A 25,657-nucleotide genomic window follows, 5' to 3' on the forward strand; every position below is an offset into this window, starting at 1 on the left:
TTCCGACAACCGCCGCGGCAGCACCTGCTTAAGCTCAGTGACATTCAGTCACATCGTCACGCGGCCGGGTCCGGTGAACGCCATGAGTCAGATCGAACACAACCCCGACGCCACGCCACAGAACCCCGCAGCGCCCGTGCAGACCGGCACGGTACCGCCCGCACGCGACCGCCAGCGACCCAGCTTCGACTTCTTTTCGCCCCACGTGTGGCGCCGCTTCTGGGCGATTGCGTCGCCGTACTGGCGCGAGGGCGAGCGCCGCAAGGCCTGGGGGTTTCTTATCGTCTTGATCGTCATGCTGCTGGCCGAGACGCAGATCTCGGTCATGCTCAACAACCAGGCGGGCGAGATGACGTCGGCGCTGGCCGCGCGCGATGGCGACCGCTTCTGGCACGCCATCATGATCTGCCTGATCGTGGTGGCGGTGTTCGTGCCCACGCGCTCGCTCTACTACTTTGTGCGCGACACGCTGGGCAACCACTGGCGGCGCTGGCTGTCCGAGCGGCTGCTGGGGCGCTACTTTCACAACCAGCGCTTCTACGAGCTGACGGGCGACAACAGCATCGACAACCCCGACCAGCGCATCGCCGAAGACGTCAACACCTTCACCCAGCGCTCGCTGTACTTCCTGCTGATCGGGCTGGGCTCGCTGATGCAGCTGGTGGCGTTCAGCTGGGTGCTGTGGCAGATCTCGCACATGCTGGTGTACGTGCTGGTGGTGTACACCGCGGTCGGCACGTGGCTCACGGTGAAGGTGTTCGGCGCGCCGCTCATGCGCCTGAACTTCTTTCAGCTCAAGCGCGAGGCGGACTTCCGCTTCAGCCTGGTGCGCGTGCGCGAGAACGCCGAATCCATCGCCTTCTACCGCGGCGAGCAGGCCGAGCTGAAGCAGGTGCGCGGCCGCTTCAAGGGCGCGCTGCGCAATTACCAGCGCCTGCTGCGCCAGCAGCTCAACCTCAACTTCTTCCAGCAAGCGTATAACCAGATCGCCATCATCCTGCCCAACATCCTGATCGCCAACCTGGTGCTGTCGGGCGACCTGGAAGTGGGCCAGGCCATCAAGGCGGCGGGCGCCTTTCTGGCGGTGCTGGGCGCGGTGTCGATCATCATCGACAACTTCGAGGGCCTGTCCCGCTTCACCGCCGGCATCGAACGCATCCACGGCCTGCTGACCGCGCTGCCGCCCAAGCCGGGCGAAGCCAGCGAAGTCGCCGCCGCCGAGCCCGCGCCGCTGCCGCGCCGGCGCCGCCACACCATCCAGACCAGCGAGGCGCCCACGCTCAGCCTGCAGGGCGTCACCCTGAACACGCCCGACGGCAAGCGCGAGCTGGTGCGCGACCTGAGCTTCACGCTGCAAAAGGGCGATGGCCTGCTGATCGTGGGCGAAAGCGGCAGCGGCAAGAGCTCATTGCTGCGCGCCATCGCAGGGCTGTGGCGCGCGGGCCAGGGCAGCATCCGACGCCCGCCGGTGGCCGACAGCATGTTCCTGCCGCAGCGGCCGTACATGCAGGTGGGCAGCCTGCGCAGCCAGCTGCTGTACCCGCAGTTCGACCGCGACATGGACGACGAGACGTTGCTGCAGGCGCTGCGCGACGTGAACCTGCCCGAACTGGCCGAACGCAGCGGCGGGCTGGACGCCGAGGTGGACTGGGCCAAGACGCTGTCGCTGGGCGAACAGCAGCGGCTGGCGTTTGCACGCGTGCTCATCACGCAGCCGCGCTTCGTCATCCTGGATGAAGCCACCAGCGCGCTCGACCGCAGCAACGAGGCGCGGCTGTACCAGCGCCTGCTGGACGCCGACGTGACACTCATCAGCATCGCCCACCGCGCCGCTGTGCTGGACTACCACACGCACGTGCTGGAGCTGACCGGCGGCGGCCGCTGGCAGCTGCACGAGGCCGAGCACTTCAACTTCGATGAGGGCGATGTCGCCGCTCCTGTGCCCGAAGCGGGTCCGCAACCCTTGCCCGCGAGGGCGTGACGCACGTCCCTCGCATGGCAGCGCTAATATCGTGCCGCTGCGCCCACCCGGCCGGAGACTGCCATGACCCGCCTTTCCTTGACGCTCTTGCTCGCCGCCAACTTGTTTCTGCCCGCCGCCGCATGGGCCGCGTTGAAGCCCGGCGATGCCGCGCCCCCGTTCAAGACACCCGCCGCCCTGGGCGGCCAGGCGTTTGACTTCGACCTGGCGGGTGCGTTGAAGAAAGGCCCGGTAGTGCTCTACTTCTTTCCGAAGGCCTTCACGCGCGGCTGCACGGTCGAGGCCAACGCCTTTGCCGAGGCCACGCCCCAATTCGCCGCCGCCGGCGCGACCGTCATCGGCATGTCGCACGACGGCATCGACACGCTCAAGAAGTTCTCTCGCGAGGAATGCCGCGACCGCTTCGCCGTCGCCTCCGACCCGGACGCGCGCACCATCAAGGCCTACGACGCCGGCTCGCTGATGCCCGGCATGGCCAGCCGCATCTCGTACGTCATCGGGCAGGACGGCAAGGTCGCGTTCACGCACGAAGGCAGCAACCCGCTGCGGCATGTTGAAGAAACGCTGAAGGCGGTGCAGCAGCTCAACCGCCGGCGCTGAGCCCGGCTTTGGGAAAAATCTCGCGCGATGCGCTGCAGGCGCTTCGGATGATGCTACCGATTAGATAGCATTCATGCCGTCGGCGCGGCGCCCATCTGGCGCCAGGTGTCGATACAGTGCGCAGCCAGCGCGGTCACCCAGTCCGGCTCGGCCGGCACAAAAGCCAGCCCCAGCCGCGGGCTGACCAGAAAGCCCGCACGCGCGAACACATCGCCGTCGTGCGCCTTCACGTACGTCGCCAGGCGACCGAAGGGCACGTCGGCCACGGTGCCCTGCCCCACCAGGTACAGCATCGGCGCACGGCGCGTCACCTCTTCCAGCCGGCCGGTGCTGTCCTGAAAGCGGAACACCACGTCGCCGTAGTCCAGCGCGGTCAGGCCGATCGGGTCGTGGTCCACCCGCGGCGCCGGGCCGCGCGCACGCTCGATGTCGGCCCGCCGGGCGTCGAACGGCGTGTCGTCCACGCGATGAAACGGCTCCAGCCTCATGCGGTGTCGCTCGCCGCTGGATCGTGGCGCAACGCTCGCCGTTCCAGCGATGCGTGCACGGTCACTCGACCGGCAACGGTGCGAGGGTGAGCGCTGGCACAGCGGGCGATTTCAACAAAAAAACCCTTCCAGCGCTTGTCGATCAAGCGCGTGCAGCTATCCAATAAATAGCATCCTTCAGGTGCCCGCATCGTCCCTCGCCTCCGGCGCAGGCGGCGGCAGGCCGCGCGACGAATCGCGGTTGCGCAGCACCACGGTGATCTGGCCGTTGGTTTCGATGGTGGCGCGTTCCACCTCGTGCGTGTGCAGGCAACCGGCGGCGCGCAGGGCGGCGTGCACGTCGTCGGTCGTCAGGCGCTCGCCGCGCAAGGTGGCTTCGTCCAGCGTGCCGCCGCGGATCAGTACCTGCGGCTTGCCGTCGATCAGCCGCGCCAGCCGGGGGTAGCGCCAGGTCAGGTGCGCCAGCAGCACGTGGCAGCCAATCAGCGTCAGCGCCGACACCAGGCCGCCGAGCAGCGAGTTGTCGCCCGCGTTCATCGAGTTCTGCACCGCGTTGGACAGGATCAGCAGCAGGATCAGGTCGAACGGGTCGTACTGCCCGATCTGCCGCCGCCCCGTGATGCGCAGGAAGAACAGCAGAAACACATACACCACGACGCCGCGAACGACGAATTCCCACCAGGGCACGGACATGGCAAACATACGGGCCGACTCCACACGGATGAAGCCGCCATTGTGGGCCCGCGCCGTGTCGCCGCGGGCCGCGCGGCCCGGCGTCTGACACGCGGCGTGCATGTCCGCCCACACGCCTCACGCGTTGCCGGCGCGCAAGATCAGCGGACCACGGGCGGCCCACCCCGCGCCGCCTTCACCTGAAGGAGTCCGCCATGTCCCTGTCTGCCCGCCCATTGACGTTTGCCCCCGCGCTGATCGTCGCGGCCGCCCTGCTCGGCGCCTGCGGCCAGAAAGACGCCGCCACCCCGTAAACCCCCGCGCCGGCGGGCGAGGCCCTATCCAAGGCCATCGAAGCAGAAGGCGCCGCCAAGGGCGCGGCCGCCGCCACCCAGGCGGCCGCCAGCGCCGCGCAAGACAGCGCCGCCACCGCCGGCGCCGCCAATGCCGATGCCCGAAGCGCCGCCGATGCGGCCGCTACAGCCGCGGCCGCCGCCGCGTCAGCCGCCAGCCACGCCGAGTCGGCGACCGCGGCAACCGCGCCGTCGGCGACCGCGAGCCAGTGACGCTAGAAATCGTCATCTAGGAAAAATCGTGATCTGACCCCGTTTTCCTGGTGTGACCCCGATTGGTGCCGCAAAGGGATTGGTCAGCGTTGACAGTCCGCGGCGACGAGGCCGTAGCGAATTCATCACCCCATCGGCGGCGCTGTGCCGTCGCGCGGTCAGCGCACCGTAATGCAGGTGCCACGGGTGCCTGCACGCAAGCCGGCCTTAAGCCAGGCGGTCTAGATTGCGCCCATCGCTCCCGCCGTTCCATTCATGCTGTCACAAACCCAATTCATGTACATGGCCGTGCCGGCGCTGGTGGCGCTGGGCGGAGGCGTGCTGGCGCTGGTCTGGAATCCTTCGCATCAGGCGCGCAGCCTGGTGCAGCACTTCGCCGCCGGCGTGGTGCTGGCGGCACTGGCCGTCGAACTGCTGCCCGAAATTTCGCGCGAGCACGCGCCGCCCGCCGTGCTCATCGCCTGCTTCGCGCTGGGCAGCCTGTTCATGTACGGGCTCAAGCTGTGGACCGAACACATGGAGCACCAGGACGCGCTGCGAGGTGGCAGCGCCGTCGCGCTACCGCGTGGTCTGCTGGCCGCGACGCTGATCGACATCGCGGTGGACGGTTTCATCATCGGCGCGAGTTTCTCGACCGGCGGCAGCACCGGCCCCATCCTGGCCGTGGGCTTGTCGGTCGAATTGCTGTTTCTGGGGCTGGCGCTCGCGTCCGAGCAATTGCGCGGCTGGCGCATCGTGGCGCTGTGCGCGGTGCTGGGGGCCGAAGTGCTGCTGTTCGCGCTGCTCGGCAACTGGCTGCTGGCGGGCGCATCGCACGCCGTCATCGGCGGCGCGCTGGCCTTCAGCGCCGCTGCCCTGCTCTATCTGGTGACCGAAGAACTGCTGATGGAAGCACACACCGTCAGTGAACGACCCATATCGACGCTGGTGCTGTTCGCGGGCTTTCTGGCGTTCTGGACGATTCAGTTGCTGGGCGGCGAATAGGGCTCGGCCCGGTTGCTACAAAAACGCAAGCGCGCCCGGCGCGATGAATGGGCGCTCGGGGCGTGATTCGCCCACAGCCTCATCCATCGGGCGAGCGATCCGGGTTACTTCAGCGCCTTGTAACGCACCCGGTGCGGCCTTGCGCCGTCTTCGCCCAGGCGCTTGACCTTGTCGGCTTCGTACTCGTGGAAGTTGCCGTCGAAGAAGACCCACTTGCCTTCGTCCTCGGCCGCCAGGATGTGCGTGCAGATGCGGTCGAGGAACCAGCGGTCGTGGCTGATGACCATGACGCTGCCGGCGAATTCGAGCAGCGCGTCTTCCAGCGCGCGCAGGGTTTCGACGTCGAGGTCGTTCGACGGTTCGTCCAGCAGCAGCACGTTGCCGCCCTGCATCAGCGTCTTGGCCAGGTGCAGACGGCCGCGTTCGCCGCCTGACAGCATGCCAACCTTCTTCTGCTGGTCCTGCCCGTTGAAGTTGAAGCGGCCGGCGTAGGCGCGGCTGGGCATCTGGAACTTGCCGACGGTGATGATGTCCAGCCCACCCGAGATGTCTTCCCACACCGTCTTGTCGGACGCCAGCGCGTCGCGGCTCTGGTCGACGAAGGCCATGCGCACGGTCTGGCCGACCTTGATTTCGCCGCTGTCGGGCTGCTCCTTGCCGGCGATCAGCTTGAACAGCGTGGACTTGCCGGCGCCGTTGGGGCCGATGATGCCGACGATGGCACCGGCTGGCACCTTGAAGCTCAGGTCGTCGATGAGCACGCGGTCGCCAAAGCTCTTGCTGACGTTCTTGAACTCGAACACTTCGTGGCCCAGGCGCTCACCGACGGGGATGAAGATCTCCTGCGTCTCGTTGCGCTTCTGGTATTCGTAGTCGCTCAGTTCCTCAAAGCGGGCCAGGCGCGCCTTGCTCTTGGCCTGGCGTCCCTTGGGGTTGGCGCGCGCCCACTCCAGTTCCTTCTTCATGGCCTTGGCGCGGGCGTCTTCGCTCTTCTGTTCCTGCTTCAGGCGCGCCTCTTTCTGCTCCAGCCAGCTTGAATAGTTGCCCTTGTACGGAATGCCGTGGCCGCGGTCCAGTTCCAGAATCCACTCGGCCGCGTTGTCCAGGAAGTAGCGGTCGTGCGTGATGGCGACCACGGTGCCGGTGAAGCGCTTCAGGAAGATTTCCAGCCACTCGACGGATTCGGCATCCAGGTGGTTGGTGGGTTCGTCCAGCAGCAGCATGTCGGGCTTGGACAGCAGCAGCTTGCACAGCGCCACGCGGCGCTTTTCGCCGCCCGACAGCTTGCCGATGACGGCGTCCCACGGCGGCAGGCGCAGCGCGTCGGCGGCAATCTCCAGTTGGTGCTCGCTGTCGGTGCCGGCGGCGGCAATGATGGCTTCGAGCTTGCCCTGCTCTTCGCTCAGGGCGTCGAAGTCGGCGTCTTCTTCGGCATAGGCGGCGTAGATTTCTTCCAGCCGCGACTTGGCGGCGTTGACTTCGCCCATCGCCAGTTCCACTTCCTGGCGCACCGTGTTGTCGGGGTTGAGCTGCGGCTCCTGCGGCAGGTAGCCGATGTCCAGGCCGGGCATGGGGATGGCCTCGCCCTCGATCTCCTTGTCGATGCCGGCCATGATCTTCAGCAGCGTGGATTTGCCCGAGCCGTTGAGGCCCAGCACGCCGATCTTGGCGCCCGGAAAGAAACTGAGCGAAATGTCCTTCAGGATCGCACGCTTGGGCGGCACGATCTTGCTGACATGGTTCATGGAAAAGACGTACTGGGCCATTCGTTTACTCTTGAATTGATAGCTGTCCACGCAGCAGCAACCAGCGCTGCAGGCCGAATAGACATGAAAAACGGGAGCGGTGGCGGCGTCCATGCCCGCGGGGGCGGGCGGCGCGCCGGTCAGCAGCGATTATCGGCGCTTGCCGCGGCGCACGGCGCGCGGCCCTTCAGGCGCCGGGCGGCGGCGCGGGCGCATCGCCCCCATCGCCCGTGGCGGGCGGCACCACCAGCAACGCGCCCAGGGCCGGCGGCAGGTAGCTGCGCGTCAGCCAGTCGGGCAGCGGCGCCCAGTCGGCCCAGTCGGTGGTGCCCAGCACGATGTGCAGCCCGCGCAGCCAGCGGTGCAGGCCCACGCGGCTGAGCAACAACTGGCGCTGCCCCGCCGACGTGTGAAACGCCAGCACCGCCTGCACGCCGTCGTCGCGCAGATCGACCTGCGTGCACAGCACGGCGCTGGCCAGCTCCGGCGCGTCGCTGGCTTCGCGCCCCATCTGCAGCGCACGCGCCGGCTCGCCGGGCTGCGCACGGTTGAGCGACGCGTCGTGGTCGGCCGCGGCCCGCTCGGCGGGCGGGCGCGTGTCGGCGTCGTGCGCGCCGGGGGGGCGCTTTTTCCAGCGCGGTGGCCACCAGCTGCACGATGCCGCGCGCCATGCGCCGGGTGATCCAGATGCGCTGCGGCCAAGCGGTGCAGCTGATCCACACGCGGTCTTCGCCCGCGTGATAGCCGAAAGTGGTCGAAGCGGTCATGGGGCCCATCAAAAAAAGGTGTCGGCGCCCTAAGAGTCTGCGCGGCAGAAGGCGTCGAAGCGAAACGCACGAAAAACGAGGACAGCGTGGTGATACCGACCAGCCCATAGCCAGGCTATGGGCGCCGGAGGTAGCGCCGCGATGGACCGTTTTCTCGCGCGTTGCAGCCGACGCATCTTCTGCCGCGCAGACTCCTAGCCGGCTGCGTGCGATAATAGGCTTGCTTGCGGGCCACCAGTTTTCCGCAAGCCAGCCCTTCCGCTGGGGCGCCGCCGGCCACCCTTGGCCCACACGCCCACCCAAAGAAGAACCCGCTGCAGCCTTCAACTGGCCCGGCCCTTGCCGGATCAGGCCCGCAGCTCAGGCGCCGACGAGAGACCGGCGCATCCACTTTGATGAACTTTGACCAACTGAACCTGGCCCCCGCCATTCTGCGGGCTGTGCAAGAGCAGGGCTACACGACGCCCACCCCCATCCAGGCGCAAGCCATTCCCGTGGTGCTGGAAGGCCACGACCTGCTGGCCGGCGCACAGACCGGCACCGGCAAGACGGCCGGCTTCACGCTGCCGATGCTGCAGCTGCTGTCGGGCCGGCCGGCGCGCCAGCCCGGCGCCATCCGCGCGCTGGTGCTGACGCCCACGCGCGAGCTGGCGGCGCAGGTCGAGGAATCGATCCGCGTCTACGGCAAATACCTCGACCTGACGTCAACCGTGATCTTCGGCGGCGTCGGCATGAACCCGCAGATCAACCGCATCGCGCGCGGCGTCGACATCCTGGTGGCCACGCCGGGCCGCCTGCTGGACCTGGAAGGCCAGAACCACATCGACCTGTCCAACGTCGAGATCCTGGTGCTGGACGAAGCCGACCGCATGCTGGACATGGGCTTCATCCACGACGTGAAGAAAGTGCTGGCCCTGCTGCCCAAGGACAAGCAGAGCCTGCTGTTCAGCGCCACCTTCAGCGACGAAATCCGCGAGCTGGCCAACGGCCTGCTCAAGTCGCCCAAGAGCGTGCAGGTCACGCCGCCCAACACCACGGTCGAGCGCATCGCGCAGGTGATCTACCCCGTGGGCCGCAACCGCAAGAAAGACGTGCTGGCGCACCTCATCGGCGAAAACGACTGGAGCCAGGTGCTGGTGTTCACCCGCACCAAGTTCGGCGCCAACAAGGTCGCCGACTTCCTGAACGACAAGGGCATCAAGTCCATGGCGCTGCACGGCAACAAGAGCCAGAGCGCCCGCACCCAGGCACTGGCCGAGTTCAAGACCGGCGACCTGCGTGCGCTGGTTGCTACGGATATTGCAGCGCGCGGCATCGACATCGACGAGCTGCCGCACGTCGTCAACTTCGACATTCCCAACGTGTCGGAAGACTACGTGCACCGCATCGGCCGCACCGGCCGCGCCGGCGCCAGCGGCGAAGCCGTCAGCCTGGTCTGCATGGACGAGGAAGGCTTCATGCATGAAATCGAGCGCTTCACCAAGCAGCAGATCCCGGTGCGCGTGCTGGACGGCTTCGGCCCCGAGGAGGGCGAGCGCGCCGAGCCCATCGCCATGGGCCGCCAGACGCTGTGGGGCGGCCTGGGCAAGCCGCCCAGCCGCGAAGTAATGGCCGCCGCGGCCCGCGCCGCGCGCCAGGAGATGATGCAGCGCATCCGTGAAAACAAGGCCGGCCAGGGCCCGCGCGGCGCAGGCCGTGGCCCGCAGCCGGCGCGCAAGCCCCAGCCGCAGCGTGCCGCTGCCGATGGCCTGCCGCCGGTGGACGGCGCCGTCGAACTGGGCGCCGACGGCCTGCCGATGAACGGCGGGGCCGCGCAAGGCGATCGCCCGTCCGGCGAACGCAACGGCCGCAACCGCAACCGCCGCCGTGGCCGCGGCAACGGCGCCGGCCCCAACGGACCGGGCGCCGGCCAGCAGCCGCGCCCGCAGGCATCGGCCCAGCCACGGCCCACGCGCGAATTCGGCTTTGACGACGAGGACGAGCGCGACATCGACCATCTGCCGCGCCACATCGACCCGCTGCAGACCAACCTGCACGGCCGCCGCAACCGGCCGCAAGGCCCCAGCCACGGCGCCGTCGGCCAACCCGACCCGATGCGCACCAGCATCGACCTGATGGGCAAGGGAGGCGGCGGTGGCGGACGCAATCGCAACCGCGGCGGTGGCGGTGGCGGCGGTGGCTACGGCGGCAACCGCAGTGGCGGTGGCGGCGGTGGCAACCGGCGCGGCGGCGGCTACGGCCGCTGATGCTGTCCTTCGAGCCTTGATCTGATCGCCGCGCAGCCGTGACGGGCAAGACCGTGCTGCTGGCCGGCGCGACCGGCCTGGTCGGCCGTGAGTTGCTGGCCGCCCTGCTGGCGGACCCGGCCGTCGCGGCCGTGCATGCACTGGGGCGCCGCGCGTTGGACGTGCAGCACCCCAAGCTGACGTCGCACGTGGTGGATTTTGCGGCGCTGCCGTCCTTGCCCCGCATCGACGAAGCCTATGTCGCGCTCGGCACCACCATCAAGGTGGCGGGCAGCCAGGCTGCCTTCCGCGCCGTGGATCTGGATGCCGTCACCGCGGTGGCGCGCGCCGCTCAAAGCGCCGGCGCTACCAAATTAGGAATCGTCAGCGCCATGGGCGCCGACCCGTCGTCGCGCGTGTTCTACAACCGCGTCAAGGGCGAGATGGAGCAGAAGGTGCGTGCGCTGGGCATCGACACCACCGTGTTCGCGCGGCCCTCGCTGCTGGAAGGCGACCGCGCCTCGTTGCAGCAGCCCCGTCGCCCGGCCGAGCGCTGGCTGCAGGCGGCCATGCGGGCGCTGCGTCCCGTCACGCCCGCCAACCTGCGCGCCATTGCCGCACGCGATGTGGCGGTGAGCTTGATCGAAGCCTTGCGCACGCGGGCGCCGGGCGCGCACGTGCTGCTGTCGGGCGCGCTGCAGCGCCGCTGAGCGGCCCCAGAAATCGCGTCGTCAGGCGCGCACGAACAGCGTCACCAGCGGCTCATCGCCCAGCAGGCGGCTGCGGTGGCCGTGCCGCGCGGCGTCGAAGGTCGCGCCCGCCGGCAGCGTGTCGTTGGAATAAAAGCCCTCCCCCGGCCCGAACACGCGCACGCTGTCGTCGCGCAGGCCGATTTCCATGCGCCCCTGCAGCACCAGCAGCCATTGCGGCGTGGTGGTGCAGTGAAAGTCGCTGGCAAAGCCCGGCGGGCTGCGCCGCATCTGCCAGCCGCCGGAAGGCGCCAGCGCCGACAGCCGCGTCATCGGCGTGCCTTCGGTCAAGGCCACCGGCCGGTCGCGAAAGCGCGCCACGCCATCGACGTCGGTGTACAGCTCAGGCAGGGTCAGCGCGGTGTCGGTCGAAGCAATCATGGTGGCCGATGGAGGACGGAAGGCGCCGAGCGTAGCGCACCGCGCGCCCTGTGCGCCGCTCACCATGGCAGCGCATGGGCGGCAAGGGTGCGATGATGGTGGCTCTGCGTCTGTCTGCAGTGCGCCCATCGCTTCAATATTGATAGCTAAAGGCGCTGATGCATAGAGCGCACCGACCGTTTTTGACATTAATTTTCTTTTGCCGAATGAACGCCTCGCCCTCCCCCATCTCCTTCGGCCTGCAGGGCCGTGTCGTCATCGTCACCGGCGGCTCGCAGGGCATCGGTGAAGCCTGCGCACGCCGCTTTGCGCGCGAAGGCGCGCACGTGGTCATCGCCGACGTGGCCGACGAGCGCGGCCGCGCGCTGGCGGGCGAACTGGGCGCCCGCTACGTGCATTGCGACGTGGGCGACAAGGCGCAGGTCAACGCGCTGGTGGCCGACGCGCTGCAGGCCCATGGCCGCATCGACGTGCTGGTGAACAACGCGGGCATCTTCCGCGCGGCGGATTTCCTGGACGTGACCGAGGAAGACTTCGACGCCGTGCTGCGCGTCAACCTGAAGGGTGCCTTCCTGGTGGGCCAGGCGGTGGCGCGCGAAATGGCGCGCACGGGCGGCGGCAGCATCGTCAACATGAGCAGCGTGAACAGCGTGCTGGCCATTCCCAACATCGCCAGCTACAACGTCAGCAAGGGCGGCATCAACCAGCTGACGCGCGCCATGGCGCTGGCCCTGGCGGACCAGGGCGTGCGCGTCAACGCCGTCGGTCCCGGCACCATCGGCACCGAACTGGCGGCCAAGGCCGTGCTGACCAGCGAGGAAGCCCGAAACAAGATCATGATGCGCACGCCCCTCAAGCGGCTGGGCGAGCCGAGCGAGATCGCCGACGTGGTCGGCTTTCTGGCCAGCGACGCGGCCAGCTACATCACGGGCGAGATCATCATGGTGGACGGCGGCCGCATGGCGCTGAACTACACGGTGCCGGTGTAACGCCGGGCGCGCGGCGGCCAGGCGGGCGCCGCGCAACGCCCAAGGCGCGGCCTGGATGACACACCGACCGCCCGCGCCGCGCGGATTCTTCGATGCAGTGAGAACTTTCGCACACTGTGGGCGCGCACAGCGCGGCAGACGGTGTCGAGTCCGCCCACAATGGCGGCTTCTCATGCTGATCGCCCACCTCACCGACCCGCACATCGGCCTGGACCCTGGCCCGCTGGCGGGCCGACTGGCACCGGAAGCGTCGCTGCGCCGCGCGCTGGCGCATGTGCGCAGTCTGGGCACGCCGCCCGATGTGCTGCTGCTGTCGGGCGATCTCACCGAATCGGGCCGCGAGGCAGACTACGGCACGCTGCGTGCGGCCTTCGACGAAGAACTGCCCGGCCATCAACAGGGCCTGCCCCGCGTGCTGGCCGTGGCCGGCAACCACGACCTGCCGGACCGCGCCCGCCATTGGCTGGGCGACTGGATGCCGCTGCCGGCCGATGCGCCTGCCGGGGTGGCCTGCGTGCAGGCCGAGCGCGGCGGCGTGCACTTCATCGGGCTGGACACGGTGGTGCCCCGGCAGCCCCACGGCGAACTGTGCGCCGCCCAGCTGGACTGGCTGGCACGCACGCTGCGCGCGCTGGCGGGGCAGCCGGTGGTGCTGTTTTTGCACCACCCGCCGCTGACGGCCGGCATGGCGGCCATGGACGAATGCGGCCTGCGCACGGGTCGCGACGCGCTGGCGCGGCTGGTAGCCGAGCATGGCGGCGTGCTGCTGATCGCGGGCGGGCATCTGCACCGGCCAATCCTGGGGGCGCTGGGCGGCGCGCCGGTGGTGGTGGCGCCGTCCACCTCGCACCAACTGGCGCTGGACCTGCGGCCGGGCGCGCCGCTGGCGCTGCAGCTGGAGCCGCCGATGATCGGCCTCTACCGCTGGACACCGCAGGACGGCCTGGCCTGCCACTTCAGTCACGTGCAGCCGTTCGACGGGCCGTATCCCATCTGACGTCGCCGCGCGCAGCCCCGCGCGCACCCCCCGCAACCCGATTCCCGCAGAATCGACAGCGCCGCCACATCACACAAGGACACCGCATGAGCCTGGCCCACCTGCTGACGCGCCAAGCCCGCCAACGCCCGGACGCGCCCGCCATCCTGGAAGGCCGCCGCGTGCACGCCACCCACGGCCAATGGGCTGCGCGCTGTGCGGGCATGGCGGCGCGCCTGCGCGACGCGGGGTTGCAGCCGGGTGACCGCGTTCTCATCTTCGCCCGCAACCACCCGCGCTATCTGGAGGCGCTGTGGGGCCTGTGGTGGGCCGGGGTGGTGGCCGTGCCCGTCAACGCCAAGCTGCACCCGCGCGAAGTGGAATGGATCGCCGCCGACTGCGGCGCGCGCTGGGCCTTCGTGACGGCCGACGTGGTGCCCGCACCGCTGGCGGGCATCGAGCGGCAGATCGACCTCGAATCGCACGAAGCAACCGCGCTGCTGGCCGAAGCACCCGACGCCTTCGCCGTGCCGGTGACCGAGCGGACCTTGAGCGACACCGCGTGGCTGTTTTACACCAGCGGCACCACCGGCCGCCCCAAGGGCGTGATGCTGACGCACCGCAACCTGATGACCATGGGCATGGGCTACCACGTGGACGTCGACGCCGTGTCGCGCGACGATGCCATCGTGTACGCCGCGCCGATTTCGCACGGCGCGGGCATCTACGCCATACCGCACCTGATGGCGGGCGCGCGCCACGTGGTGCCCGCATCGGGCGGGGTCGATCCGGCCGAGCTGTTCGCGCTGGGGCGCAAGGTCGGCCCGCTGTCGCTGTTCGCGGCACCCACCATCGTCGGCCGGCTGGTCGACGAGGCAGAGCGGCAAGCCCTGTCGGCTGATGACTGCGCGCAGTCCTTCAAGACCATCGTGTACGGCGGCGCGCCGATGTATGTGGCCGACATCCAGCGCGCGCTGCGCGTGATGGGCCCGCGCTTCGTGCAGATCTACGGCCAGGGCGAAACGCCGATGGTCGGCACCTTCCTGTCGCGCGCCGACCTGGCCGATGCGGCGCACCCGCGCTACCTGCAGCGCATCGCCAGCGTGGGCGTGGCGCAGACCCCCGTGCAAGTGCGCGTGACCGACGCGGAAGGACGGGACATGCCGCTGGGCGAGGTCGGCGAAATCGTCGTCAAGGGCGACAGCGTGATGGCCGGTTACTGGGGCAACCCCGACGCGACCGCGGCAGCGGTGAAGGACGGCTGGCTGTTCACCGGCGACATGGGCGCGCTGGACGCCGACGGCTACCTGACGCTGAAGGACCGCAGCAAGGACCTCATCATCAGCGGTGGCAGCAACATCTACCCGCGCGAGGTGGAAGAAGCCCTGCTGCACGCCCCCGGCGTGGCCGAGGTGGCGGTGGTCGGCGAGCCCGACCCGCAGTGGGGCGAGAACGTGGTCGCCTTCGTCGTCGCGCAACCCGGTGCGGCGCTGACCGAGGCCGCGCTGGATGCACACTGCCTGGCCCAGATCGCCCGTTTCAAGCGCCCCAAGCGCTATCTGTTTGTGAGCGCGCTGCCCAAGAACAACTACGGCAAGGTGCTGAAGACCGAGTTGCGCGCGCGACTGCACGCCGGCTGAAGGCCGCGCACAATGCGCGCTTCGCCAGACCCACCCTTCTCCGAAAACGACATGACCCACAACCACCTCGACCAATGGCTCGCCGACGAAAAGGCCGTGCTGGAGCGCATTGCAAAAGGCCCCGGCCCGGGCGTTGCCCGCATGGACCAGATCGCCGGCATGACCGGGCTCGAACTGATGCAGGCCATATTGGACGGCAAGCTGCCCTACGCCGCCATCGCCAAGACGCTGGATTTCGGGCTGGTGGAGGTCGGCAAGGGCCGGGCGGTGTTCCAGGGCACGCCGGGGCCGCAGCTGTTCAACCCCATGGGCACCGTGCACGGCGGCTGGTTTGCCACGCTGCTGGATTCGGCGCTGGGCTGCGCCGTGCACACCATGATGCCGGCCGGCCGCGCCTACACCACGGCCGAACTGGGCGTGAACCTGGTGAAGGCCCTGACGCCCAAGGTGCCGCGCGTGCGCGCCGAAGGCAAGGTGATCCACTGCGGTCGCCAGCTGGCCACGGCCGAGGCGCGGCTGGTGGGGCCGGATGGCACGCTGTACGCGCACGCCACCACCACCTGCCTGGTGTTCGATCTGCCGACGGCCTGAGCGCGACGCTGTTTTGCTATATTTACGATAGCTGTTCGCGCTTTCCAGGCTTGCGCTGCAGGCCGAAAAATCATAAAAAAAGCCGCTGCACCCGCAGCGGCTTTTTCTTGCGCGGGCACTGGGCCCGCCGGTCACTTGGGCGCGTATTTCTTCAGCAGCGCCTTGGCTTCCTCGATCAGCTTCTTGCCGTCGCCGCCCTTGGCCGCCACGTCCTTCAGCCAGATGTCGTCGACGCCGGCGGTCGCCTTTTCCCAGCGCGCCAGTTCGTCCTTGCTGATGACGGCGATGGTGTTGCCGCGGTCGCGCGCCAGCTTGGAATAGGGCTCGACGATCTTGTCGAAGCCTTCCTCGCCCGCCCAGGCCGAGGCGGCCAGGCCGGAGTTGTCGTCGATCACCTTCTTCAGCTTGGGCGACAGGCCGTCGTACTTGGCCTGGTTCATGCCAAAGATGAAGATGGTGTTGGCAAAGCGCGGCGAGCCGAGCGGCGCATCCAGGTGGTACTTGACGATCTCGTGCAGCTTGGTGGCGGGGATGGCTTCCCACGGCACCAGCACGCCGTCGACCACGCCCTTGGACAGCGCGTCGGCCACCTGCGGCAACGGCATCTGCACCGGCGTGCCGCCCATGGCCGCCATCATGCGAGCGCTGATGCGGGTGGCGGTGCGGATCTTCTTGCCCTTCAGGTCCTCCAGCTTGGTGATGGGCATGTTCGAATGCATCACGTAGCCTTCGGTGGTGTGCATGAACAGGGGCTTGATGCCCTTGAACTCGTCCAGCGCGTGCTTCTGCGTGTATTCCCACAGCGCCTGCGAACCCTGCTTGGCGTTGACGGCCATGAAGGGCAGCTCGAACACCTCGGTCTTGGTGTAGCGGCCGGCTGAATAGGTGGGCACCGACCACACGATGTCGGCCACGCCGTCACGCACCTGGTCCAGCAGCTGCGGCGGCGTGCCGCCCAGCTGCATGGCGGGGTAGATCTGGCATTTCAGCTCGCCGCCGGATTCCTTCTCGACCTTGGCGCACCAGGGCGCGATGATCTTCTGGTGCGAGCTGGAGCCCGAGGGCAGGAAGTGGTGCACCTTGAGAATGGTTTGGGCCGAAGCGGCGCTGCCGGCAAAAGCCAGCGCGGCGGCCACGGTCAGTCGGGTCAGGATGGATTTCATGTCAGTACGTCTCCTAGAAAAAAGCGGAATCAGGTCAACAGCCGCACCAGCCAGAGCGTGATGCCAGGGAACAGGATCAGCAGCGCCAGGCGGATGAAATCCCAGGCCAGGAAGATCATCACGCCCTTGTAGGTCTCGACCATGGGCACGTCCTTGGCCAGCCCGTTCATGATGTACACGTTCAACCCCACGGGCGGAAAGATCATGCCGATGGCGCACACGGTGAGGATCAGCACACCGAACCACAGCGCCTTGTCGGACACATTGAGCCCGTAGAAGTCGAGCCCCATGATGACCGGGAACAGCACCGGCACCGTCAGCAGGATCATCGACATCTCGTCCATCACGCAGCCGAGGATGACGTAGAAGATCATGATCGCCGCCATCACCACCACCGGCGGAATGGCGGCGTGCGCGATCACGTCGGCCAGCTGGTTGGGCAGCTGCGACAGCGCCAGCGAGGCGTTGATCATGTCGGCGCCGATGAAGATCATGAAGATCATGCCACTGGTCACCGCCGTGGTGCGGATCGACTCGATGGTCTTTTGCAGCGTCAGCTGGCGCTTGAGCAGCGAGATGACGAAGGTGAGCGTGGCGCCGATGGCCGCGCCCTCGGTGGGCGTGAAGATGCCGCCGTAGATGCCGCCGAACACCGCCACGAAGATCAGCGCGATGGGCCACACGCCGCCGGCCGCCTGGGCGATCTCGCTGGCGCTGGCGGCACGCGCGTCGGGCGCGTGCTCGGGCCTCAGGCGCACATAGATGGCCACCACCGCGATGTAACCCGCCGCCGCCAGAAAGGCCGGCACGTAGGCGGCCAGAAAGGTCTTGGTGATGTTCTGCTCGGTCAGGATGGCGTACACCATCAGCGTCACCGAAGGCGGCAGCAGCACGCCCATGGTGCCGCCGGTGGCCAGCGCCGCCGTGGCCAGGCGGCCGGAATACGCGATGCGCCGCATTTCGGGATAGGCCACCTGGGCGATGGTGGCGGTGGTGGCCACGGTCGAGCCCGAGATCGCCCCAAACGCCGCGCAGGCCAGGATGGCCGCCATCGCCATGCCGCCCTTGAAGCGCCCGAGCAGCGCGTTGGCAAAGTCGAACAGCGCCTTCGACAGCCCGCCGTTGACGGCAAAAGCGCCCATCAGCATGAACAGTGGGATGACCGACAGGTCGTACACCGACACACGGCCATACACCGCGCCGCGCAGGTGCGCCATCAGCGGGTCCCAGCCCGACAGCAGCACGTAGCCCACGGCGCCGGGCACGAACATGGCGATGGCGATGGGCACGCGAATCGCCATCAGCACCAGCATGGCGCCGAACAATGAAAGGCCGATGGCCATGGTGCTCATGTAGCGCTCCCCGGCTCGGTGTCGCTGGCGGTCCAGTACTTGAAGGCCTGGTAAAGCCCCACCACGGTGCACAGCACGAAGCCCGGCACCATCAGCGCGTACGGAATCCACAGCGGCAGGTTCATCAGCATCGACGCTTCCTGGTTCTCATGGCTCATCACGCTGCCGGCGTAGACCCGCCAGGCGATCAGCGCGGTGCAGCACGCGTACAAAAAGGCGCCCAGCCCGTCCATCCAGCGCTGGGTGCGCGGCGCGGCGTTGGCGGTGAAGAAGTCGACGATGATGTTGGCGCTGCGAAACTGCGTATACGGCAGGAAGGTTGCCACGCACACCGCCAGCCCCAGCTGCACCAGCTCAACGTCGCCCAGGATGGGTGAATTGAAAAACGTGCGGCCGATGACGCTGACCACCGTCATGGCGGCCATGCCGATCAGCACCACGCCGCCGATGACGGCACAGATGTCGCACAGCACGTGCAACAGGCGGCCCACCGGGCCTTCGCGCATTCGCAGATCGGCGCTCATGGACGGCCGCCTTTGCCGAACGCGCGCCCTACGCCCGGTCTGGGCGCGGCCACCTCAATGCCCGTGCCGCTTGGCACCAATGGCTTGTCACCCATGGGGCTGGTCTCCTCAGTTCGCTCATCACGGCCCCGAGTCTGTCAGCGCGCCCGCGCGCCGGCTACAGGAGCTTCCCTCAATGCATCATGATGCATCTTCGGGCTCCATTGTAAGCAATATGCTGCATGAATTGCGGCGCGCACGCCATTGTCACGTGCGGGCGGCACAATGGACCCCATGCGAATCCTTCACACCATGCTGCGCGTGGGCGATCTCCAGCGCTCCATCGACTTCTACACCCAGGTGCTGGGCATGCAACTGCTGCGCCGGTCCGAAAACCCCGAGTACAAGTACTCGCTGGCCTTCCTTGGCTTTGACGGCGGCAACCCCGGCCAGGCGGAGATCGAGCTGACCTACAACTGGGGCACCGACCGCTACGAAATGGGCACCGCCTACGGCCACATCGCCATCGGCGTGCCCGACGCCTACGCCGCGTGCGACCGGATCAAGGCCGCCGGCGGCCAGGTCACGCGCGAAGCCGGCCCGGTCAAGGGCGGCACCACGGTAATCGCCTTCGTGACCGACCCGGACGGCTACAAGATCGAGCTGATCCAGCGCGGTGACGATGCCGGCACCGGCCAGGGCCTGCGCTGACCTGCGTGGCGGGATGAAGCCGTGAGCCGTCGCCCCCGCGCCCCGCTGGCCACGCCGTCCGCCGGCCACGACACCGAAATCGAGCTCAAGCTGGCGCTGCCGGGCGCGGACGCGCGCACCATCGCCGCGCAGGTGGCTGCCCTGCCCCTGCTGGCCAGCCTGCCTGCGACCGAGCAAACGCTGCGCAACATCTACTACGACACCCCGGCGCAGGACTTGCGCCAGCACCAGTCCGCCCTGCGCCTGCGCAGCCAGCGCCAGGGCAAGGGCAAGGCGCGCTGGCTGCAGACTTTCAAGACGGCGGGCGAATCCGCCGGCGCCTTCAGCCAGCGCGGCGAATGGGAAGCCGCGGTGCGCGCCGGCCAGCCCGACCCGATTGCCCTGCAGGCCACGCCCTGGCCCGCGCTGGACCCGGACGGCACGCTGCTGCCGCAGCTGGCGCCCTGCTTTGAAACCGACAGCGCGCGCACCCTGCGCCTGTACACCGCCGACGACGGCAGCCGCATCGAGGTGGTGCTGGACATCGGCGCCGTGCGCGCGGGCGAGGCGCACGCAGCGCTGTGCGAGCTGGAACTGGAGCTGCTCAAGGGCCCGCCCGACGCGCTGTTCGCGCTGGCCGACCACATTGCCCAGCATCTGCCGGTGCTGCCCGCCCCGCTCAGCAAGGCCGAACGCGGCTGGCGCCTGGTCGATGGCACGCTGCAGCAGCCGCGCCGTGCGCGAAAGCTCAATCTGGCACCCGACGCGCCGGTGCTGGACGCAGCGCAGGCGGTGCTGGGCGAGATGCTGGGCCAGTTCGTCGAGAACCTGGGTGGCATCGTCGAATCCGACGGCCCCGAGCTGGTGCACCAGGCGCGCGTGGGCTGGCGGCGCTGGCGCAGCGCGCTGTGGCTGTTCAAGCCGCTGCTGGCCGAACCGCACCCCGCGCCCGACACGGCCGCGCTGCGCCCGCTGCTGAACGCACTGGGCGCCATGCGCGATCTGGACGTGGCCGCACTGGAAACCCTGCCGCCGTGGGCCAACGCCTTCGTCGCCGGCAGCGCCGAGCGCGCGCAAAACTGGCAGACCATGGAGGCCGCCCTCACCGCCGAGCGCCGCATCCGCCGCGCGGGCCTGCTGGCGGCGCTGCAATCCCCCGCCACGGGGCGCGCCCTGCTGGCGCTGGAGCGCTGGTTGCACGCGCTGCCGCAGGCCGCCTGGACGCCGGACCTGGCTGGTCGCGGCATAGGCGACTGGTCGGCCGCCCGCACCCGGCGCCTGCGTGCGCGCCTGGCCGCCGAGGTGCACGAACTGTCCGCCGCCGACCTGGACACCGCCGAAGGCGTGGAGCACCAGCACAACGTGCGCCTGCTGGCCAAGCGCACCCGCTACGTGCTGGAGGCCCTGCGCGCCGTGCTGCCCAAGCAGCGCACCCGCCGCTGGCAGGACGAGGCGACCGATCTGCAAACCCGCATCGGCGCCGCGCGCGACCTGATGCTGCTGGCCACGCTGCTGGAGCCGCTGGGTATCGATCCGTCCATCCTGGGCTTTCTGCGCGGCGTGGCGGCGGCGCGTGCGGCGGATGCGTGAGCGCCTGATTCAGCAATAAAACGCGTGCCTGCGCTGGCCAGACAAGCGCATTCAGCTATCATTAATGAAGCAAAACGACACGCGTCGGCCCGCGGCGTCGCTGCCTGCTTGACGCGCCAGGCGCTGACCTGCGCGCTCAAGCCCGTCGCCGCACACACAAAAAAGCCCGGGCACGCCGGGCTTTGATGCGCTGACAGGGCCGCGGGCGATGCCTCGCCGCGCGGCAGGGGCGGCGCTTATTCCAGCGTCACTTCCACGCGGCGCGCCTCGGCGTTGCTGCCGGTGGCCGTGGTCACCACGGGCTTCTTCAGCTCCATCTTGTCGTCGCCGATACCCAGCGCCGACAGGGCGCCGCGCACGGCCAGCGCGCGCTGCTTGGCCAATTCCTCGTTCTTGGCCGGGTCGCCCGTGGCGTCGTGATAGCCGCTGATGACGGCTTTCTTGCCCGCCGCCACGCCCTTGACCACGTCGCCCAGCGCCTCGGCCGCGCCCGGAGCCAGGTCGGCGCTGCCGCTGCCGAAGTAGAACTTGACCACGCCGTTTTCGACCCGGACGCTCGGGCCGTCCGCCACCACCGCGGCAGACGCCGCACCCGTGGCCGTCGCCGGCACGCCACCCGCCGGGGCCGTGGCACCCGCCGCCAGCCCGGCAGCCGCACCGCCGGCAGCACCGGCCGCGCCCGCCAGGCCTGCCGTACCGGCCGTCGCCCCGCTGGCCGTTGCGCGCGCGCCGGACGCGCCCTTGCTGGTGTGGTGCAGCGCCACGCCAATGCCCAGGCTGATGGCCAGCAGGATGATGCCTGCCAGCACCGCCAACACGATTCCACGTTCTTCGTTGTCTTGATCGCTCATGAGTTCGCTCCAAATGAATGGGTGCAATTGTATAAAGTCCCGCCATGCCGCCCGACCGCGCCTCTGCCTTCGCGCCCTACACCGCCCTGCGCCCGCCCGGACGCGACCCCGAGCGCATGCTGGCGCAGGCCCGCGCCGACTGGCATCGGCACGCGGGCGCGCACCCCGACCTGTGGGTGTTCGGCTATGCGTCGCTCATCTGGCGGCCCGACTTCGACTACACCGAACGCCACGCCACGCGCATCCACGGCTGGCACCGCGCGCTGGCCATGTGGAGCCGCGTCAACCGCGGCACGCCCGAGCGGCCCGGCCTGGTGTTCGCCCTGCTGCCCGGCGGCAGCTGCCAGGGCGTGGTCTACCGCATCCCCCGGCACGACGCCGACGCCGTGTTCGACACCCTGTGGGCGCGCGAAATGCCCAGCGGCGTGTACGACCCGCGCTGGCTGCCCTGCGCCACGCCGCACGGCACGGTGCCGGCGCTGACGTTCACGCTCTCGCGCCGCAGCCCGTCCTTCACCGGCGAGCTGGCGCCGGAGCAATACCGCCACATCTTCCGCCACGCCACGGGCCGCTATGGCACCACGCTGGACTACGCGCGCCAGACGCTGCACACGCTGCGCGAACACGGTATCCACGACCGGCGTCTCAGCGCGCTGCTGGCGCTGGCGGACGACCCCGACGCCTGACCTTCACACTGCACCCATGACCCAAGACATCGCCCACCTGCGCAAAAGCTACGAGCGCGCCGAACTGTCCGAAGACGCCAGCCACGCCGACCCGATGCGTCAGTTTGGCCAGTGGTTTGACGAGGCGCGCCAAAGCGAAGTGCCCGAGCCCAATGCCATGACCCTGGCCACCGTGGCCAGCGACCTGCGGCCCAGCACGCGCATCGTGCTGATCAAGGACTTCGACGAGCGCGGCATCGTCTGGTACACCAACTACCAGGGCCGCAAGGGGCTGGAGCTGGCCGGCAACCCGTACGCGGCGCTGCAGTTTCACTGGGTCGAACTGGAGCGCGTGGTGCGCATCGAGGGCGTGGTCGAGAAGGTGAGCGACGCCGAAAGCGACGAATACTTTGCCAGCCGCCCGCTCGACAGCCGCATAGGCGCCTGGGCCAGCCCGCAAAGCCAGGTCATCCCCGGCCGCGCCTGGCTGGTGGCCGAGGCGGCCAAGTACGGCGCCAAGTTTCTGCTGAACCCGCCGCGGCCGCCGCACTGGGGCGGCTATCGGCTGAAGCCGGATCGGTGGGAGTTCTGGCAGGGACGCAAGAGCCGGTTGCATGACCGGCTGCAGTACCGGCGCGAGGGCGACGGCTGGATTCGAGAGCGCTTGTCGCCTTAAAAATGATAGCTGCATGCGCTTGTCGGGCGGGCGCTGGAGACCGATTGAACGCGGAATTCTTGAACGCAAAGGGCGCAAAGGTTTCGCAAAAGGCGCAAAAGATTTCTTGAGGTGAACGGGCCGAGCGCAGCGATGGCCCGTGCGGATTTCAACTCCCCTCTGGCCGTGCCGAGAAGCGCAGGGCGTGGGGCGGGCGCGCAGCGCAGCATGCGCGCTTCGTGCTCTGACTCGCTGCGGATGTCTGAGCGGCGCGCCGCAGGCGCAAAGCGAGTTCCGCAGCGCCGCCCCGCGCCCGAGCATCGCAGGTTGCCCCGCAGGGGACACGGCCAGTGGGGCCGCCTTTTCTTTGGTTACTTTCTTTTGGCGGAGCAAAAGAAAGTGACTGCGCCGCCGGGCGCACATCCCGGCCAACAGCGCACCCAACCCAAACCCCACCTACCGCAACACCGCCATCACCACCGAAATCGTCCCCACCGCCATCACCGTAGACACCGCCACGCTCGCCGTCACCAAATCCTCCGCCTTCTTGTACCGCTGCGAAAACAAGAACACGTTGGCCCCCACCGGCAGCGCGGCGGCGACCACCATCACCTTCATGGGCACGCCCGACAGACCCAGCGCCCACGCCGCGGCCCACATCAGCAGCGGGTGGATCACCGTCTTCAAGAACGAGATGGCCAGCGCGCCCCTCAGGTGGCGCCCGATCGCCGTCTGCGCCAGCGTCACGCCGACCAGCACCAGCGCCACCGGGCCGAACGCATCGCCCAGCAGCTTCAACGGCCGCTCCACCACCGGCGCCAGCCCCCAGCCGGTCAGCGAATACAGAAAGCCCGCGATGATCGGCAGCGGCACCGGGTGCAGCACGGCGTTCTTCACGGCCTGAGCGACGGTGACGGCGATGTGCCGCGAAGGCGCGGCGCCGCTGGCGACCTGCTCACGCGCCACCAGCAATTCGAGCACGATGGTCGCCAGCGTCAGCAGCACCAGCGCGTGCATCGAGATGAGCGTGAACAGGTGGACCAGCGCGGCTTCGCCATAGGCCAGTTGCACCAGCGGCACGCCAATCATCAGCGTGTTGCTGAAGATGGCCGCCAGCGCGATGACGGCAGAGCGGCTGCGCAGGCCCTGCACCAGCAGCAGGGCAAAGAACATCGCGCCGGCGACCAGGTAGTACAGCGCCACGGAACGCAGGTCCAGCCGCTCCAGGTGCGCGGTCGCCATGGTGCGAAACAGCAGCGCCTGCACCAGCACCAGGAACACCAGGTTGGACAGGTCGCGCACGCCCTCGCCGCGAATCAGCTTGAGCCGCCCGGCCACAAAGCCGATGCCGATCAGCAGCACAACCGGCAGCAGCGATGAAACGACGGGGTGTTCGAGCGTCATGGGCGGGCCGATTATGCGGCGGCGCGGCGGGCGGCGCGGTCGCGTGGTTTTGCAAGTCAAATCGGCCGTTTGCGCTTGACAGACAAGCGCAATCAGCTATCAAAATAAAAGCAATGCGCAAGCCGCCAACCACCGCCCGCCACCCCGCCGGCAGCGGCGGGCGCCGCAAAGCAGGGATAATCCCGCTTTTGCCGACGCGGCCCCCGCGCGGCGCCGTTCTTTACAGGTGTGCCCCTCGGCGCACGGCGGCGCCTTCGCGGCGCCCAGCACTGTGATGAACGCCCTGCCCACCCCCAACGCTCCCGCTTCCTGCGCGATTTCGCCGGTCGAAGAGATCGTGGCCGAGCTGCGCGCCGGCCGCATGGTCATCCTGGTCGACGAGGAAGACCGCGAGAACGAAGGCGACCTGATCCTGGCCGCCGACCACGTGACGCCCGAGGCCATCAACTTCATGGCGCGCTTTGGCCGCGGGCTGATCTGCCTGACGCTGACGCGCGAGCGCTGCGAGCGCCTGCGCCTGCCGCCCATGGTGGCGCGCAACGGCACCAAGATGGGCACGGCCTTCACCGTCAGCATCGAGGCCGCCGAAGGCGTGACCACCGGCATCAGCGCCGCCGACCGCGCCCGCACCGTGCAGGCCGCCGTGGCGCCCAACGCCTGCGCCGAAGACCTGGTGCAGCCGGGCCACATCTTTCCGCTGCAGGCGGTCGATGGCGGCGTGCTGATGCGCGCCGGCCATACCGAGGCCGGGTGCGACCTGGCCGCCATGGCCGGCTGCTCGCCCTCTGCCGTGATCTGCGAGATCATGAAGGACGACGGCACCATGGCGCGCCTGCCCGACCTGCAGCAGTTCGCCGCGCAGCACGGGCTGAAGATCGGCACCATCGCCGACCTGATCGAACACCGCAGCCGCACCGAATCGCTGATCGGCAAGATCGCCTCGCGCCCGCTGCGCACCGTGCACGGCGAATTCGTGGCGCACGCCTACCGCGACCAGCCCAGCGGCGAACTGCACCTGGCGCTGGTGGTGGGTCAATGGCAGCCGCAGGACGTGGTGCCCGTGCGCGTGCACGAGCCGCTGTCGCTGCTGGACGCGCTGGAAGTCGACCGCGGCATGCATTCGTGGAGCGTGGACGCCGCGCTGCGCCGCCTGCAGCAGGAAGGGCGCGGCGTGGCCGTGTTCCTCAACTGCGGCGAAAACGCCGACCAGCTGCTGGCGCAGTTCACCGGCGTTGCGCGCGTGTCGCACGCGCCCGAAAGGGGCCGCATGGACCTGCGCAGCTATGGCGTGGGCGCGCAAATCCTGCGCGACTGCGGCGTGCACCGCATGCAGCTGCTGGGCACGCCGCGCCGCCTGCCCAGCATGGCCGGCGGCTACGGACTGGAAGTGACCGGCTACCTGTCGCCCGCCGAGCCGCGAGCCTGAAGTC

The 25,657-nt window shown here is 68.8% G+C and carries 24 protein-coding genes; 14 read left to right on the top strand and 10 right to left on the bottom strand.

Annotation, left to right across the window (positions count from 1 at the left end):
• Window positions 1–82 precede the first annotated feature (82 nt).
• Together R0D99_RS13090 and R0D99_RS13095 are read left to right on the top strand one after the other, a co-directional pair.
• Window positions 83–1,981, top strand: coding sequence for an ABC transporter ATP-binding protein/permease (locus R0D99_RS13090; protein ID WP_317748614.1), 1,899 nt, complete (start codon window positions 83–85; stop codon window positions 1,979–1,981).
• 63 nt (window positions 1,982–2,044) lie between these two features.
• Window positions 2,045–2,581, top strand: a complete 537-nt coding sequence (locus tag R0D99_RS13095; protein WP_317748615.1) for a peroxiredoxin — start codon at window positions 2,045–2,047, stop codon at window positions 2,579–2,581.
• Between the two features lie 71 nt (window positions 2,582–2,652).
• Here the strand turns inward: R0D99_RS13095 and R0D99_RS13100 are convergent, their stop codons facing one another.
• Together R0D99_RS13100 and R0D99_RS13105 are read right to left on the bottom strand one after the other, a co-directional pair.
• Entirely contained in the window at window positions 2,653–3,069 is a 417-nt protein-coding gene (locus tag R0D99_RS13100; RefSeq protein ID WP_317748616.1) for a hypothetical protein, read from the bottom strand.
• Window positions 3,070–3,246: 177 nt separating this feature from the next.
• Window positions 3,247–3,771 (bottom strand): DUF421 domain-containing protein, encoded by a 525-nt coding sequence (locus tag R0D99_RS13105; RefSeq protein WP_317748617.1) that lies wholly within the window; start codon window positions 3,769–3,771, stop codon window positions 3,247–3,249.
• 791 nt (window positions 3,772–4,562) lie between these two features.
• On the opposite strand from R0D99_RS13105, the gene R0D99_RS13110 reads away from it, so the two are divergent.
• On the top strand, window positions 4,563–5,291 hold the full coding sequence (locus tag R0D99_RS13110) for a zinc permease (RefSeq protein ID WP_317748618.1): 729 nt from the start codon (window positions 4,563–4,565) through the stop codon (window positions 5,289–5,291).
• A gap of 104 nt (window positions 5,292–5,395) precedes the next feature.
• On the opposite strand, the gene ettA is transcribed toward R0D99_RS13110, so the two are convergent.
• Both ettA and R0D99_RS13120 read right to left on the bottom strand, forming a co-directional pair.
• Window positions 5,396–7,057 (bottom strand): energy-dependent translational throttle protein EttA, encoded by a 1,662-nt coding sequence (gene ettA, locus R0D99_RS13115; protein WP_317748619.1) that lies wholly within the window; start codon window positions 7,055–7,057, stop codon window positions 5,396–5,398.
• A gap of 166 nt (window positions 7,058–7,223) precedes the next feature.
• On the bottom strand, window positions 7,224–7,547 hold the full coding sequence (locus tag R0D99_RS13120) for a hypothetical protein (RefSeq protein WP_317748620.1): 324 nt from the start codon (window positions 7,545–7,547) through the stop codon (window positions 7,224–7,226).
• 651 nt (window positions 7,548–8,198) lie between these two features.
• Between R0D99_RS13120 and R0D99_RS13125 the strand changes: the two genes are divergently transcribed.
• Window positions 8,199–10,049, top strand: coding sequence for a DEAD/DEAH box helicase (locus tag R0D99_RS13125; protein ID WP_317748621.1), 1,851 nt, complete (start codon window positions 8,199–8,201; stop codon window positions 10,047–10,049).
• 38 nt (window positions 10,050–10,087) lie between these two features.
• Window positions 10,088–10,738, top strand: a complete 651-nt coding sequence (locus tag R0D99_RS13130) for an NAD(P)H-binding protein (protein WP_317748622.1) — start codon at window positions 10,088–10,090, stop codon at window positions 10,736–10,738.
• A gap of 21 nt (window positions 10,739–10,759) precedes the next feature.
• Here R0D99_RS13130 and R0D99_RS13135 read toward each other — a convergent pair whose 3' ends face one another.
• Window positions 10,760–11,158: a hypothetical protein gene (locus R0D99_RS13135; RefSeq protein WP_317748623.1), complete on the bottom strand. Its 399-nt coding sequence runs from the start codon at window positions 11,156–11,158 to the stop codon at window positions 10,760–10,762.
• A gap of 206 nt (window positions 11,159–11,364) precedes the next feature.
• On the opposite strand from R0D99_RS13135, the gene R0D99_RS13140 reads away from it, so the two are divergent.
• The 4 genes from R0D99_RS13140 (at window position 11,365) to R0D99_RS13155 (ending at window position 15,354) form a co-directional block, all read left to right on the top strand.
• Window positions 11,365–12,147 (top strand): SDR family oxidoreductase, encoded by a 783-nt coding sequence (locus tag R0D99_RS13140; RefSeq protein WP_317748624.1) that lies wholly within the window; start codon window positions 11,365–11,367, stop codon window positions 12,145–12,147.
• Window positions 12,148–12,319: 172 nt separating this feature from the next.
• Window positions 12,320–13,144 (top strand): metallophosphoesterase, encoded by an 825-nt coding sequence (locus R0D99_RS13145; RefSeq protein WP_317748625.1) that lies wholly within the window; start codon window positions 12,320–12,322, stop codon window positions 13,142–13,144.
• 86 nt (window positions 13,145–13,230) lie between these two features.
• On the top strand, window positions 13,231–14,763 hold the full coding sequence (locus tag R0D99_RS13150) for a class I adenylate-forming enzyme family protein (protein WP_317748626.1): 1,533 nt from the start codon (window positions 13,231–13,233) through the stop codon (window positions 14,761–14,763).
• Between the two features lie 51 nt (window positions 14,764–14,814).
• Entirely contained in the window at window positions 14,815–15,354 is a 540-nt protein-coding gene (locus tag R0D99_RS13155) for a PaaI family thioesterase (protein ID WP_317748627.1), read from the top strand.
• A gap of 131 nt (window positions 15,355–15,485) precedes the next feature.
• Here R0D99_RS13155 and R0D99_RS13160 read toward each other — a convergent pair whose 3' ends face one another.
• The 3 genes from R0D99_RS13160 to R0D99_RS13170 are packed head-to-tail and all read right to left on the bottom strand — an operon-like array spanning window position 15,486 to window position 18,393.
• On the bottom strand, window positions 15,486–16,517 hold the full coding sequence (locus tag R0D99_RS13160; protein WP_317748628.1) for a TRAP transporter substrate-binding protein: 1,032 nt from the start codon (window positions 16,515–16,517) through the stop codon (window positions 15,486–15,488).
• A gap of 29 nt (window positions 16,518–16,546) precedes the next feature.
• On the bottom strand, window positions 16,547–17,869 hold the full coding sequence (locus R0D99_RS13165; RefSeq protein ID WP_317748629.1) for a TRAP transporter large permease: 1,323 nt from the start codon (window positions 17,867–17,869) through the stop codon (window positions 16,547–16,549).
• On the bottom strand, window positions 17,866–18,393 hold the full coding sequence (locus R0D99_RS13170; protein ID WP_317748630.1) for a TRAP transporter small permease: 528 nt from the start codon (window positions 18,391–18,393) through the stop codon (window positions 17,866–17,868). Before R0D99_RS13170 ends, R0D99_RS13165 begins: the two co-directional genes overlap by 4 nt.
• A 273-nt stretch (window positions 18,394–18,666) precedes the next feature.
• Between R0D99_RS13170 and gloA the strand changes: the two genes are divergently transcribed.
• Window positions 18,667–19,083 (top strand): lactoylglutathione lyase, encoded by a 417-nt coding sequence (gene gloA, locus R0D99_RS13175; protein WP_317748631.1) that lies wholly within the window; start codon window positions 18,667–18,669, stop codon window positions 19,081–19,083.
• A gap of 21 nt (window positions 19,084–19,104) precedes the next feature.
• Window positions 19,105–20,652 carry a CHAD domain-containing protein gene (locus tag R0D99_RS13180; protein ID WP_317748632.1) on the top strand — a complete coding sequence of 516 codons (1,548 nt, stop codon included), beginning with the start codon at window positions 19,105–19,107 and terminating at the stop codon, window positions 20,650–20,652.
• A gap of 236 nt (window positions 20,653–20,888) precedes the next feature.
• On the opposite strand, the gene R0D99_RS13185 is transcribed toward R0D99_RS13180, so the two are convergent.
• The gene (locus R0D99_RS13185; RefSeq protein ID WP_317748633.1) at window positions 20,889–21,503 is read right to left on the bottom strand and encodes an OmpA family protein; all 615 of its coding nucleotides are present in this window, start codon (window positions 21,501–21,503) and stop codon (window positions 20,889–20,891) included.
• Window positions 21,504–21,547: 44 nt separating this feature from the next.
• On the opposite strand from R0D99_RS13185, the gene R0D99_RS13190 reads away from it, so the two are divergent.
• Complete coding sequence (locus R0D99_RS13190; protein ID WP_317748634.1) at window positions 21,548–22,189, top strand: gamma-glutamylcyclotransferase; 642 nt, start codon at window positions 21,548–21,550, stop codon at window positions 22,187–22,189.
• A 16-nt stretch (window positions 22,190–22,205) separates the two neighbouring features.
• Window positions 22,206–22,844, top strand: a complete 639-nt coding sequence (gene pdxH, locus R0D99_RS13195; RefSeq protein WP_317748635.1) for a pyridoxamine 5'-phosphate oxidase — start codon at window positions 22,206–22,208, stop codon at window positions 22,842–22,844.
• A 435-nt stretch (window positions 22,845–23,279) separates the two neighbouring features.
• Here pdxH and R0D99_RS13200 read toward each other — a convergent pair whose 3' ends face one another.
• A complete protein-coding gene (locus tag R0D99_RS13200) occupies window positions 23,280–24,227 on the bottom strand; it encodes an AEC family transporter (protein WP_317748636.1) in 948 nt (315 codons plus the stop codon).
• 274 nt (window positions 24,228–24,501) lie between these two features.
• Between R0D99_RS13200 and ribBA the strand changes: the two genes are divergently transcribed.
• Window positions 24,502–25,653, top strand: coding sequence for a bifunctional 3,4-dihydroxy-2-butanone-4-phosphate synthase/GTP cyclohydrolase II (gene ribBA, locus R0D99_RS13205; protein ID WP_317748637.1), 1,152 nt, complete (start codon window positions 24,502–24,504; stop codon window positions 25,651–25,653).
• Window positions 25,654–25,657: the final 4 nt, after the last annotated feature.

The organism is Ottowia sp. SB7-C50 (genome assembly GCF_033110285.1).
Classification (GTDB): domain Bacteria; phylum Pseudomonadota; class Gammaproteobacteria; order Burkholderiales; family Burkholderiaceae_C; genus Ottowia.

Bases quoted from the DNA above. Each gene is read 5' to 3' on its own strand.
- R0D99_RS13090 (WP_317748614.1), top strand. From the start codon at position 83: ATGAGTCAGATCGAACACAACCCCGACGCCACGCCACAGAACCCCGCA.
- R0D99_RS13095 (WP_317748615.1), top strand. From the start codon at position 2,045: ATGACCCGCCTTTCCTTGACGCTCTTGCTCGCCGCCAACTTGTTTCTG.
- R0D99_RS13100 (WP_317748616.1), bottom strand. From the start codon at position 3,069: ATGAGGCTGGAGCCGTTTCATCGCGTGGACGACACGCCGTTCGACGCC.
- R0D99_RS13105 (WP_317748617.1), bottom strand. From the start codon at position 3,771: ATGTTTGCCATGTCCGTGCCCTGGTGGGAATTCGTCGTTCGCGGCGTC.
- R0D99_RS13110 (WP_317748618.1), top strand. From the start codon at position 4,563: ATGCTGTCACAAACCCAATTCATGTACATGGCCGTGCCGGCGCTGGTG.
- ettA (WP_317748619.1), bottom strand. From the start codon at position 7,057: ATGGCCCAGTACGTCTTTTCCATGAACCATGTCAGCAAGATCGTGCCG.
- R0D99_RS13120 (WP_317748620.1), bottom strand. From the start codon at position 7,547: ATGGGGCGCGAAGCCAGCGACGCGCCGGAGCTGGCCAGCGCCGTGCTG.
- R0D99_RS13125 (WP_317748621.1), top strand. From the start codon at position 8,199: ATGAACTTTGACCAACTGAACCTGGCCCCCGCCATTCTGCGGGCTGTG.
- R0D99_RS13135 (WP_317748623.1), bottom strand. From the start codon at position 11,158: ATGATTGCTTCGACCGACACCGCGCTGACCCTGCCTGAGCTGTACACC.
- R0D99_RS13140 (WP_317748624.1), top strand. From the start codon at position 11,365: ATGAACGCCTCGCCCTCCCCCATCTCCTTCGGCCTGCAGGGCCGTGTC.
- R0D99_RS13145 (WP_317748625.1), top strand. From the start codon at position 12,320: ATGCTGATCGCCCACCTCACCGACCCGCACATCGGCCTGGACCCTGGC.
- R0D99_RS13150 (WP_317748626.1), top strand. From the start codon at position 13,231: ATGAGCCTGGCCCACCTGCTGACGCGCCAAGCCCGCCAACGCCCGGAC.
- R0D99_RS13155 (WP_317748627.1), top strand. From the start codon at position 14,815: ATGACCCACAACCACCTCGACCAATGGCTCGCCGACGAAAAGGCCGTG.
- R0D99_RS13160 (WP_317748628.1), bottom strand. From the start codon at position 16,517: ATGAAATCCATCCTGACCCGACTGACCGTGGCCGCCGCGCTGGCTTTT.
- R0D99_RS13165 (WP_317748629.1), bottom strand. From the start codon at position 17,869: ATGAGCACCATGGCCATCGGCCTTTCATTGTTCGGCGCCATGCTGGTG.
- R0D99_RS13170 (WP_317748630.1), bottom strand. From the start codon at position 18,393: ATGAGCGCCGATCTGCGAATGCGCGAAGGCCCGGTGGGCCGCCTGTTG.
- gloA (WP_317748631.1), top strand. From the start codon at position 18,667: ATGCGAATCCTTCACACCATGCTGCGCGTGGGCGATCTCCAGCGCTCC.
- R0D99_RS13185 (WP_317748633.1), bottom strand. From the start codon at position 21,503: ATGAGCGATCAAGACAACGAAGAACGTGGAATCGTGTTGGCGGTGCTG.
- R0D99_RS13190 (WP_317748634.1), top strand. From the start codon at position 21,548: ATGCCGCCCGACCGCGCCTCTGCCTTCGCGCCCTACACCGCCCTGCGC.
- pdxH (WP_317748635.1), top strand. From the start codon at position 22,206: ATGACCCAAGACATCGCCCACCTGCGCAAAAGCTACGAGCGCGCCGAA.
- R0D99_RS13200 (WP_317748636.1), bottom strand. From the start codon at position 24,227: ATGACGCTCGAACACCCCGTCGTTTCATCGCTGCTGCCGGTTGTGCTG.
- ribBA (WP_317748637.1), top strand. From the start codon at position 24,502: ATGAACGCCCTGCCCACCCCCAACGCTCCCGCTTCCTGCGCGATTTCG.